Here is a 12,676-nt window from a genome sequence, read left to right on the forward strand (position 1 = left end):
GGCGGGCACCGCACCCGTCGGCAGCACCGAGGTCTCCAGGCCGGGCAGCTCGGCGGACGTGCCGCCACCGGCCCGAGCGGTGTTCTGCAGGGTCAGCATCACCTGGAACAGCGGATGCCGCGTCAGCGACCGCGCCGGGGCCAGGTCCTCCACCAGCCGCTCGAACGGCACGTCCTGGTGTGCCAGGGCGGTCAGCAGGTCGTCGCGCACCCGCTCCAGCACCCCGGCGAACGTCGGGTTGCCGGACAGGTCGGTGCGCAGGACCAGGGTGTTGACGAAGAATCCGGCCAGGTCGTCCAAGGCCTGGTCGGTGCGTCCGGCCACGGCGGTGCCGATCGGGAGGTCGGTGCCGGCGCCCAGTCGCGACAGTGTCACCGCCAGCGCGGCCTGGAGCACCATGAAGACCGTCACGCCCTCGGCCCGTGCCGTCTCCCGCAGCCGCCGGTGCAGTTCGGCCGGAAGCTCGACCTCGGCGAGATGACCGCGATAGGAGAACTCGGCGGGACGCGGCCGGTCGAACGGCAGCTCAAGCTCCTCCGGGGCTCCTGCGAGCGCGTCCCGCCAATGGCCCATCTGCCGCGCGATCAGGCTGTCCGGGTCGCCCTCGTCGCCCAGCAGCTCTCGTTGCCACATCGCGTAGTCGGCGTACTGCACGGGCAGCGGCGCCCACACCGGGGCCTCGCCCTCGCGGCGGGCCGCGTACGCCGCCGACACGTCGCGCGCCAGGGGCTCCATCGACCAGGCGTCGCCCGCGATGTGGTGCACCACCAGGACCAGCACGTGCTCGTCAGGTGCCACCGCGAACAGCGTCGCGCGCACCGGGTTCTCCACGGCCAGATCGAAGGCGTACGTCGCCGCTTCCGCGATCGCCTCGGTCAGATCGTCGGACGACACCTCCACGACCTCGGGCGTGAACGCCGTCTCCGCCACCGGGAGGACCCGCTGGTAGGGCTCGCCGTTCTCGGCCACCGCGAACACGGTGTGCAGCACCTCGTGGCGTTCGACCGTGTCGCGCAGGGCGGCCACGAACGCCTCCCGGTCCAGCGGCCCGGTCAGGCGCAGTGCCAGCGGAAGGTTGTACGTCGGACTCGGGCCCTCCAACTGCCCCAGGAACCAGAGGCGCTGCTGGGCGAAGGACAGGGGCGGCCGCTCCGGCCGCTCGCGCGCGGCCAAAGCCTTCCGTCCCGGCCCGGCGGCTTCGGCGAGCCGGGCAGCCAGACGGCCGGGCGTCGGCGCCTCGAACACGGTCCGGATCGACAGCTCCACGTCCAGGAGCGCGCGCACCCGACTCACCAGGCGGGTGACCAGCAGTGAATGTCCGCCGAGCGTGAAGAAGTCGTCGTCCACGCCGACCGTGGGCAGCCCCAGGATCTCGGCGAAGGCCTGGCACAGCAACTCCTCGCGGGCGTCGACCGGCAGCCGTCCGGCGCCCGGCAGGTACCGGGGGACGGGCAGCGCGGCCCGGTCGACCTTCCCGTTGACCGTCAGCGGGAAGGCGTCCAGCTCCACGAACGCCGCCGGCACCATGTACTCGGGCAGGCGTTCGGCCGCGTACGCACGCGCCGCTGCCGCGACCGGACTGCCCGCTTCCACGGGCACGAGATAGCCGATCAGCCGCTTGTTCCCGGGGGTGTCCTCCCGCACGACAACGGTCGCCTGAGCCACGGCCGGGTGCTCGGAGAGCACCGCCTCGACCTCGCCCGGCTCCACCCGGAAACCGCGGATCTTCACCTGGTCGTCGGCGCGCCCGGCGAAGACCAGCCGCCCGTCCGGGGTCCATCTGGCGAGGTCCCCGGTGCGGTACATCCGTTCGCCCGGTCCGAACGGACACGCCACGAAACGCTCCGCCGTCGTCTGCGCGCGGTTGACATAGCCGCGCGCGAGGCCGGCCCCGGCCACGTACAATTCTCCGGCCACGCCCACCGGCACCACGTTGAGCCCGTTGTCCAGGACGTAGACGCGCGTGTTGTCCAGCGGCCGCCCGATCGGCAGCACCGCGTCGACCTCGGCGGCGTCGGCGACCTCGTACTGGGTGGCGCACAACGTCACCTCGGTCGGCCCGTACATGTGCCGCACGACCACCCGCGGGTTGGCCTCCAGGATCCGGCGTACCGCTTCAGCGGGCACCACGTCCCCGCCCGTCAGCACTTCACGCACGCCAGTGAAGCAGCCCGGGTCGTCCTCGGCCAGCACCCGCAGCAGGCCCGCGGTGACATGGACGTGCGTCAGCTCGTGCTCGGCGGCCAGTCGCCGCATCAGCGACGCGTCAATGCGTTCCCGGGGTGCGATCACCACGGTGCCCCCCGACAGCAGCGGCACCCACAGCTCGTACGAGGAGGCGTCGAACGCGTGCGGGGCGTGGAACAGCACCCGTGGCGTCGAGCCCCAGCAGCGGTCCATGGCCAGCCGCACCACGTCCCGGTGCGTGGCCACCACGCCCTTCGGCAGCCCCGTCGAGCCCGATGTGTACATCACGTACGCGGCCCCGCCCGGCGGAACCGGCCCCGGCAGGTCCACCGCGGTCTCCGCCTCGGCGTCGACCGGCACCAGCGCGACCCCGACCTCCAGTCCGGCCGTCGCCTCGTGCACCAGCACCAGGGAGGCGTCCGCGTCCTCGACCACCGCGCGCGTGCGGGCCGTGGGCCATCCTGCGTCCAGCGGCACGAACACTCCACCGGCTTTGGACACGGCCAGCAACGCCACGACGAGATCGACGGACCGTTCCATCGCCACCGCGACGGCCGACTCCCGTCTCACTCCGGACGCCACCAGCGTCCGGGCCAACCGGTTCGAACGGGCGTCCAGTTCGCGGTAGGTGACCTCCGCTTCGCCGCACACCAGCGCGACCGCGTCCGGAGCGGCCGCCACCCGGGCCGCGAAGGCCTCGGACAACGATACGTCCGGCACGGGCGCCGCGGTGTCGTTCCACCCGTCCACCAGTGCGGACAGTTCGGTCCCATCCAGCACGTCCACCGTGAGAAGTGGGGTGGCCGGTTCCTCCGCCAGGGCAGACGTGAGGGAGTCCAGGCACGTGGTCAGCAGCGCGCCCACCTGTGCCGGATCGGCGGGTGCCACCGCGTCCACGGTGATGGTGAAGCCGGATTCGTCGGCGTCGACCGCCACAGCGAGCGGGTAGTTGGTGAGGTCGCGGGCGGACAGCACCTGCATCCCATTCAGCTCGGAGCGCGCTTCCCGCGGCCCGGAGGCGTGCCGGTAGTTCAGGATCGAGGTGAACAGCGGGCTGCCGCCAGGCAGGCCGCTTGCCGCCTGGGCGAGCGTCAGCGGCGCGTGCTCGTGCACGAGCAGGTCGGCGAGCGCACGCCGCATGCCGGTCAGCGCCTCCTCCACGTCCTGCTGGTCGAGTCGTACGCGCACGGGGAGCGTGTTGATGAACAGGCCCGGCACCCGGTCCGCGCCCTCGCCGGCGTTCATGCGCCCGAACAGGACCGTGCCGAACACCACGTCGTCGCGGCCCGAGACAGCGCCCAGCACACGCGCCCACGCCAGGTGGAACAGTGTCGCCGGGCTCGCTCCGAGTGAGCGCGCCACCTCACGGATGCGACCGGCCAGGGCGTCGTCGACCCTCAGCCGGGCCTCTTCCGATCCCGTGCCGTCACCGTGCACATCGACCAGGCCGTACGGAGCGGTCGTCTCGGTGACGTCCCCGAGCAACTCGGCGAAGAACCGCTCGTGTTCCTCCCGCGGGGTCCCGAGCCGTGCCTGGGCGACGAATTCGCGGAACGGCACCGGCGCCGGCAACTCGTCGGCCCGCCCGGACAGGAACGCCCGCAGATCGTCGAACAGCACGTCCTGGGTGGTGTGGTCCTGGAGCAGGTGGTGTATCCGGAGCAGGGCCAGCCACCGGTCGCCGCCCGGGTCGGCGGCGATGTGCGCGGACATCAGCGGCACCTGGTCCAGGTCCATCCGGCCGCCGGCCGCGGCCAGCATCTGCTGGACCGGATCCGGCCCGTCGGCGTCGAGGATCGTTTCCTCGACCGTCAGTTCGGCGTGGCGTACCACGACCTGCACCGGCTCCCGAAGCCCCTCGGAGATGACGGCGGTGCGGTAGATGTCGTGCCGGTCCACCATCCACTTCAGCGCGGCGAAGAAGTCGTCGAGACGGTCGCGCGAGTCGAACTCGATCACCGCGGGCGTGATGTAGACGTCCGTGCCGTCCCGGTCCGTCATCAGGTGGTGGAAGAGGAGACCTTCCTGGAGGGGGGCCAGCGGGTAGATGTCCGCGATGTTGGCGGCACCGCCCGGTACCGCCGCCGCCACCCGGGCGATCTCCTCCTGGGTCAGTTCGACCAGGGGCAGCATCTCCGGCGTGATCTCGCTCGCGCCCACCGGGATCAGGTTCGGCGGCACCTCCACCCGCTCCTGTGCGGACGCGGCCGCCAACGCTGCCGGGGTCGCGGACACGAACAGCGCCCGCACCGAGACCGCCAGCCCGTGCTGTCGCAGCCACTCCACCAGCGACACCGCCAGCAGCGAATGGCCGCCGAGGGCGAAGAAGTCGTCCTCCACCCCGACCGTGGGCCGGTCCAGGCCGAGAACCTCCGCGAACGCCTGACACACCAGCTCTTCCTGCGCGTTCACCGGCGCGCGTCCCGCACCCGCGCCCGCGTACTCAGGGACCGGCAGCGCCGTGCGGTCGAGCTTCCCGTTCGCCGTCAACGGGAGCGCGTCCAGCTCCACGAACGCCGACGGCACCATGTAGCCGGGCAGCCGCTCCGCCGCGTGTTCCGCGACCGCGGCGCTGATGGCCGTGCCCGGCTTCTGCGGCACGAGATAGCCGGTGAGTCGTTTGTCTCCGGGCGTGTCCTCCCGCACGACCACCGCCACCTGGGCCACGGCCGGGTGCCCCGCCAGAACAGCCTCCACCTCACCCGGCTCGATACGGAACCCACGGATCTTCACCTGATCATCCGCACGCCCCACGAACACCAACTCACCGTCAGCGTCCCACCGCACCCGATCCCCGGTCCGATACATCCGCTCACCCGACACAAACGGACACGCCACAAACCGCTCACCCGTCAACACCGGCCGACGCAGATAACCACGCCCCACCTGCACCCCGGCCACATACAACTCACCCGCCACACCCACCGGCACCGGACACAGCCGGTCATCCAGCACGAACACCCGCATGTTCGCCACCGGACGCCCCACCGGCACCCCCGACCCCAAAGACCGGCCCCCCGCACGCCACACAGTCACATTCACCGTCGCCTCACTCGGCCCGTAACTGTTGAACAACGTGCGACCACCCGCCACCCAACGCTCCACCAGACCAGGCGGACACACCTCACCACCCACATCCAGCACGAACCCCGGATCCAGCACACCCTCATCCATCAACACCGCCACCCCCGGCGGCAACGTCGCATGCGTCACCCCCTCATCCAGCAGGAAACGCACCAACTCATCACCCAGCCGCGACTCCCCCGGCACCGTCACCAACGCCGCCCCCCGCAGCAACGCCAGCAACCACTCCTCACAGAACGCGTCAAAACCCACCGACGCGAACTGCGCCACCCGACTCCCCGGCCCCACCCCATACCGGTCATGACTCGCCACATAACTCACACACGCCTCATGCGAGACCATCACGCCCTTCGGCCGCCCCGTCGACCCAGACGTGAAGATCACATACGCCGGATGCGACGGCAGCAACGGAGCAAGCCGGTCCACGTCCGACACCGGACCCTCGTCATAACCGTCGACCTCCGCAAGGAACTCCGGACTGTCCACCACCAGCACCGGAGCCGCATCCTCCAACACGAAACGAATCCGCTCCGCAGGCTGCCCCGGATCAACCGCCACAAAGGCACCACCCGCCTTCAACACCGCCAGAACCGCCACCACCAACTCCGGCGACCGCTCCAACACCAAAGCCACCACCGACTCCGGACCCACCCCCGACACGACCAGCTTCCGCGCCAGACAATTCGCCCACGCATCCACCTCCGCATACGACAGCTCCACACCACCACCGGACAACGCCACCGCCTCCGGCAACCGCACCACCTGCGCCGCAAACAAGTCCGGCAGCAGGGCAGCGGGGACCGGTTCCGCCGTGGCATTCCAGTCGTGGACGATCCGCCGGTACTCGGCCGGGCCGAGCACGTCCAGGGAGCGGACGGGGGCCGACGGGTCGGCTGCGGCCGCCTCCAGGACGCGTGCCACCATGTCCGCGATCCGCTGGACCGTTGCGGCATCGAACAGATCGGCCGCGCCGATGAGCGCGCCGTGCAGCCCCGCGGGCTGCCCGTCGTCGTCGACGGTCTCGCGCAGCACCAGGTCGAGGTCGAGTTCGCGCGCCTGCTCTTCGTCGGAGACCATCTCGACCCGCAGGCCGGGCAGTTCCAGGGCCGGGCCGCCGCGCCGGCCGGAGGACGTCATGTCCTCGCTCTCCACGGCTGCCATCACCTGGAAGAGGGGGTGCCGGGCCAGTGACCGGGTCGGCGCAAGTTCCTCGACCAGTTTCTCGAACGGCACGTCCTGGTGCTCGTAGGCATCCAGGGAAGCCTCACGCACCTGCCGCAGCACATCGGTGAAGGTCGGGTCGCCCGACAGGTCGGCGCGGATCACCAGGTTGTTGACGAAGAAGCCGACCAGGTCGTTGAGCCCCTCGTCGGTCCGTCCGGCGACCAGGCTGCCGATCGGGAGGTCATCGCCCGCCCCGATCCGGGACAGCAGCACAGCCAGCGCGGAATGCGCCACCATGAGCAGGGTCGCCCCGTGGTCGCCCGCTAGCTCCAGCAGCCGCTGGTGGACGTCGGCGGAGATCTCCAGTTCGGCCGTGTGACCACGGGACGTGGTCTGTGCCGGGCGTGGGCGGTCGGTGGGCAGTTCCAGTTCCTCCGGCGCGCCATCAAGGGCGCGCCGCCAGTACGCCACCTGCTCGGACAGGGCGCTCTCCGGGTCGTCATGCGCACCGAGGAGTTCCCGCTGCCACAGGGTGTAGTCCGCGTACTGCACGGGCAGCGGCTCCCACTGGGGCTCGTGGCCCGCCAGCCGTGCTGTGTAGGCGGTGGAGAGGTCGCGCGTCAGGGGTCCCATCGACCAGCCGTCGGCCGCGATGTGGTGCACCACCAGGACCAGTACGTGCTCGTCCGGGTTCACCACGAGCAGGTCGGCACGGACCGGGATCTCGCCGGCCAGGTCGAAGGCGTACGCACTCGCGCGCCGCACCTCGTCCGGCACGTCCTCCGGCGTCACCCGGACGACGTTCAGCTCGAAGCCCGCGTCCTCGGTCGGCAGTACCCGCTGGTACGGCTCACCGCCCGAGGACGGGAGAACGGTGCGCAGCACCTCGTGGCGGTCGATCACGTCGCTTAGGGCGGCGGCGAGCGCGTCGGTGTCCAGCTGTCCGGTCAGCCGCAGGGCCAGCGGAATGTTGAAAGTGTCGGCGGGTCCCCCCAACTGCCACAGGAACCACAGGCGGCGCTGCGCGAACGACAACGGAATCATCAGAACTCCTTCTCCTGCTTGCGCATCGGCCGCAGCGTCGGCCTGGTCTTCTTCCGTGAGCCCTGGTGCGTCGTCAGCCATTCGGCGACACCGGCGGGTGTGGGGTTCGCGAACAGCACGCGGAGCGGCACGTCCACGCCCGCCACCGCACGCACCCGGCTGAGCAGCCGGGTGGCCAGCAGGGAGTGCCCACCGAGCGCGAAGAAGTGGTCGTCGGCCCCGATCTCGGGCAGGCCGAGGATGTCGGCGAACGCCTGGCACACCAGTTCTTCCTGTGGGGTGGCGGGCACGCGGCCGGTCCCGGCCTTGGTGTAGTCCGGAGCGGGCAGCGCCCTGCGGTCCAGCTTGCCGTTGACCGTCAGCGGCACGGCGTCCAGCACCACCACGGCCGACGGCACCATGTACGACGGCAGCCGTTCCGCCGCGAATCCGCTTACCGCCTGAGGCAGTTCATCGGCGTCGACGCCGTCGCCGGGAACGACGTAGCCCACGAGCCGTGGCTCACCGGGCGTGTCCTCCCGTACGGTCACCGCGGTCCGAGCCACGTCAGGGTGGGCCGCGAGCACGGCCTCGACCTCGCCAGGCTCGATCCGGAACCCGCGGATCTTCACCTGGTCGTCCACACGGCCCGCGAAGACCAGCTGCCCGTCGGCGTTCCACTTCGCCCGGTCACCGCTGCGGTACATCCGCCGATCCGGCTCGAACGGGCAGGCCACGAAGCGCTCCCCCGTCAACCCGGGACGGCCCAGGTAGCCGCGTGCCAGACCCGTGCCCGCGAGGTACAGCTCACCCACCACGCCCGTCGGCACGGGCTTCAGCGCGGCGTCGAGCACGTACACGCGGGTGTTGGCGACGGGTCGGCCGATGGGCACGGCCTCGCCCGCATCCAGGCCGGGGCTGCACCGCCACACCGTGGCGACCACGGTCGCCTCCGTCGGCCCGTAGGCGTTGAACATCGTGCGGCCGTCCGCCGCCCAGCGTTCGACCAACTCGGGTGGGCATGCCTCGCCGCCGACGTCGAGCACGAACGCCGGGTCCAGCAGGCCGTCGGGGATCGTCTCCGCCACCGCGGGCGGCAGCGCCGCGTGCGTCACTCCGTGATCGACGAGGAACCGTCCGAGTTCGGCCCCCAGCCGCCGGTCCGCCGGCACGGTCACCAGCGCCGCGCCACGCAGCAGCGCCAGCAGCCACTCCTCGCAGAACATGTCGAAGCCTACGGACGCGAACTGCGCCACCCGGCTGCCGGCCTTCACGCCGTACCAGTCATGGCTCCCCGACAGGTCCGCGCATCCCTGGTGCGTGACGACCACGCCCTTCGGGCGTCCCGTCGACCCCGACGTGTAGATCACATACGCCGGGTGGGACGGCAGCAACGGAGCGAGCCGGTCCACGTCCGACACCGGACCCTCGTCATAACCGTCGACCTCCGCAAGGAACTCCGGACTGTCCACCACCAACACCGGCCCGGCATCCTCGATCACCGACCGGATCCGCTCAACCGGCTGCCCCGGATCGATCGGCAAGTACGCACCACCCGCCTTCAGCACCGCCAGAACCGCCACCACCAACTCCGGCGACCGCTCCAACACCAAAGCCACCACCGACTCCGGACCCACCCCCGACACGACCAGCTTCCGCGCCAGACAATTCGCCCACGCATCCACCTCCGCATACGACAGCTCCACACCACCACCGGACAACGCCACCGCCTCCGGCGACCGCACCACCTGCGCCGCGAACAGATCGGGCACCACACCGTCCGGCACCGGAGCAGCCGTGTCGTTCCAGTCCCGCACGATCCGCCGGTACTCCTCGGGGTCCAGCAACTCCACCGTGCTGAGGGGCACTTCGGCGGCAGCGGTGACCACGGTGAGCAACCGGACCAGGTGACCGGCGATCCGGTCGGCAGTGGCCCGGTCGAACAGGTCGGCGGCCGTCGTGAGCGTGCCGTACATCCCGTCCGGCGCACCCTGCTCATCGCGGCGCTCCGACAGGCTCAGCGCGAGGTCGTACCGGGCGACTCCGTGCGCCAGCGGCTCGCCGCTCACCTCGAGTCCTGGCAGCCGCAGCCCGGCCTCCGGGACGTTCTGCACATCAAGTGCCACCTGGAACAGCGGCTGCCGTGCCAGGGAGCGTTCGGGGACGAGCTTCTCCACCACGTGGTCGAAGGGCAGGTCCTGGTGTGCGTAGGCCGCCAGGTCGGTGTCGCGTACGCGCCGCAGCAGCTCGGCGAAGCTCGGGTCGCCCGACACGTCGGTGCGGAGCACGAGCATGTTGACGAAGAAGCCGATCAGATCGTCGAGGGCGTCGTCGGTGCGGCCGGCCAGTGCGGTGCCGATCGGGATGTCGGTGCCCGCGCCGAGCCTGCTCAGCAGTGCCGCGAGGCCTGCCTGGAGCACCATGAAGACGGTGACCTGCTCGGTGGCGGCCAGTTCTGTGATGCGCCGGTGCAGGTCCGCGGAGAGTTCCACCGGGGTCTCATCTCCCCGGCGCGTCGCCACCGCGGGACGCGCTCGGTCCGTCGGCAGGGTCGTCTCGTCGGGGGCGCCCGCCAGGGTCTCCCGCCAGAACGCCAGCTGTCGGGCCTGGACGCTGTCCGGGTCGCCCGCGTCGCCGAGGAGTTCCCGCTGCCACAGGGCGTAGTCGGCGTACTGCACCGGCAGCGGCGTCCAGTCCGGTGCCCGGCCCTCCAGGCGTGCCGTGTACGCGACCGACATGTCCTGTGCCAGCGACGCGATCGACCACCCGTCGGTCGCGATGTGGTGCACCGCCAGCACGAGGACATGCTCGTCCGGCGCCAGGGCGAGCAGCCATGCCCGGAGGGGGATCTCCGTGGCGAGGTCGAAGGCGTATCCCGCTACGCGGTCGATCTCGGCGGCGGCCTCCCCTGCCGCGACGTCGAGGGTAGTTAGCTCGAAGTCGACCTCGTCGGCCCGCAGGATCCGCTGGTAGGGCTCGCCGTCCTCGGCCGGGAGCACCGTCCGCAGCACCTCGTGGCGGCCGATCACGTCCCGGAGCGCCGCGCTCATCGCCTCCCGGTCCAGCGCCCCGCGCAGCCGGAGGGCGGTGGTATTGCTGTAGCTGGCGCTGGAGCCCTCGAGCTGCCCGATGAACCACAACCGGCGCTGTGCGAAGGACAGCGGTGGCCGCTCCGGGCGTTCCCGCGCGGTGAGGGCCACGCGGCCGGGGGCGACTGGGCGCAGTCGTGCGGCCAGACGGGCCGGGGTCAGCGTCTCGAACAGCGCCCGGATCGACACCTCCATGCCGAGCGCCGACCGCATCCGGCTGACCAGCCTGGTCGCCAGCAGGGAATTCCCGCCGAGCGCGAAGAAGTCGTCGTCGGGACCGACCCGTTCCCGGCCCAGCACGTGGGCGAACGCTTGGCGGAGCAGTTCCTCGTGGGCGGTGGCGGGAGCGCGACCGGAGCCCACCGTCCACGCCCCGCCCGCCTCCGGTACGAGCACGGCCCGCCCGCCGGCCGAGGAGGCGGCCCCGTCCACGTCGGGGATCCGATCCGCCGCGCCGGGCACGTCCACCGACGTCAGCGGGAGGTCGGAACCGTCCTCCAGCGCGGTGGCGAGGTTGGCGAGGGTCGTCTGCAGCAGCGCGGCGACTTCGTCGGCGTCCACCGGACACACGGCGTCGACGGTAATGCCGAACGTCTCGCCGTCGTCGTCGATCGAGACGCCCAGCGGGTAGTTGTTGCGTTCCTGCGTGAAGAGCGTCGTGACGTCCGCGAGCACGTCGTCCGGCTCGTGGACGACCGGCTTGCCGTGCCGGTAGTTGAACAGCGCGGTGAACAGGGGGGCACCGGCAGGCAGGCCGCTGGCGGCCTGAGCCAGTGTCAGCGGCGCGTGCTCGTGCGCCAGCAGGTCGGCGAGCTGGTCACGCAGGTCCGTCAGCGCCCGCCCCACCGTCTGCTCGGCCGAATCGACCCTGACGGGAAGGGTGTTCATGAACAGCCCCGGCACACGGTCGGCCCCGACGCTCGCCCGGCCCAGCAGCACCGTGCCGAACACGACGTCATCACGCCCGGACACCGCCGCCAGCATCCGGGCCCACGCCAGATGGAAGATCGTCGCGGGGCTGACCCCGCGCGAGCGTGCCAGAGCCTGAACCCGCCGCGTCAACTCGTCCTCCACCCGCAGCCTGGCCTGCGCCAGCTCCGTGCCGTCGCCGCGAACGTCGAGCAGTCCGTAGGGGGCGCTGGTCTCCGTCACATCACCCAGCAGTCCGGCGAAGTACTCCCGGTGCGCTTCCTCGGACACACCCAGCCGGGCCTGCGCCACGAAGTCACGGAACGGCACCGGCGCAGGCAGCGCATCGGCCCGCCCCGCCAGCAACAGCTTCACCTCTTCGAGGACCACTTCCAGGGCCGTGTGGTCCTGGACGAGGTGATGCATCCGCACGAGAGCGAGCCATCCGCCACCGCCCGGATCGGCCGCGATGTGCACCCTCAGCAACGGCGCCCGGTCCAACTCCATACGCCCACCGGCGGCCGCCAACAGCTGCCCGACCACGTCACCCGCGCCGGCACCAAGGACCACCTCCGTGACCGGCAACTCAGCCTGCCGCCACACCACCTGAACCGGCTCCGGCAACCCCTCCCACACGATCGCCGTGCGATACACGTCATGCCGGTCCAGCACCCGCTGCAACGCGGTCAGGAAGGAGTCCAAGCGGGCACGCGAGCCCATCCTCAAGACGAAGGGCATGACATAGACGTCGTCACCGTCCTGACCCGCCATCAAGTGATGAAAAAAGATGCCTTCCTGCAACGGCGCCAGCGGATACACGTCCTGCACATTGGCCGCACCCCCCGGCACAGCCGCCACCACCCGGGCGGCCTCCACCTCGGACAGCTCCACCAGCGTCAACATCTCCGGCCGGATCTCAACGGCACCCTCAGGAATGAGATTCGGCGGCACCTCCACCAAATCCAGCCCCGCCACCGCCGCGAGCGCGGCCGGCGTCGGCGTCACGAACAACGCCCGCACCGACACCGACACCCCACGCCGCCGCAACCACTCCACCAACGACACCGCCAACAGCGAATGCCCACCGAGAGCGAAGAAATCGTCGTCGACGCCGACCCTCTCCAGCCCCAGAACATCCGCGAAGGCCGCGCAAATGATCTCCTCGCGCACAGTGGCAGGCGCCCGACCCACGCCGATCGTGTAGTCGGGGGCGGGGAGCG

2 protein-coding genes (both only partly in view) are annotated in these 12,676 nt (G+C 71.1%); both read right to left on the bottom strand.

The annotated features are described in order from the left end of the window. Positions 1–7,479, bottom strand: the start of a protein-coding gene (locus OG734_RS00340; protein WP_330285434.1) for a non-ribosomal peptide synthetase. It extends 18,726 nt beyond the left edge of the window; the window shows 7,479 of its 26,205 coding nt (coding positions 1–7,479); the start codon lies at positions 7,477–7,479; the stop codon falls past the left edge of the window. Next, a protein-coding gene (locus OG734_RS00345) for a non-ribosomal peptide synthase/polyketide synthase (protein WP_330285435.1) crosses the window boundary here: on the bottom strand, positions 7,479–12,676 show its final stretch. 15,622 nt of this gene lie beyond the right edge of the window; only the last 5,198 of its 20,820 coding nucleotides appear in the window; its start codon lies off the right edge, out of view; the stop codon is at positions 7,479–7,481. Before OG734_RS00345 ends, OG734_RS00340 begins: the two co-directional genes overlap by 1 nt.

Origin of the sequence: Streptomyces sp. NBC_00576, from assembly GCF_036345175.1 — a bacterium.
GTDB lineage: Bacteria > Actinomycetota > Actinomycetes > Streptomycetales > Streptomycetaceae > Streptomyces.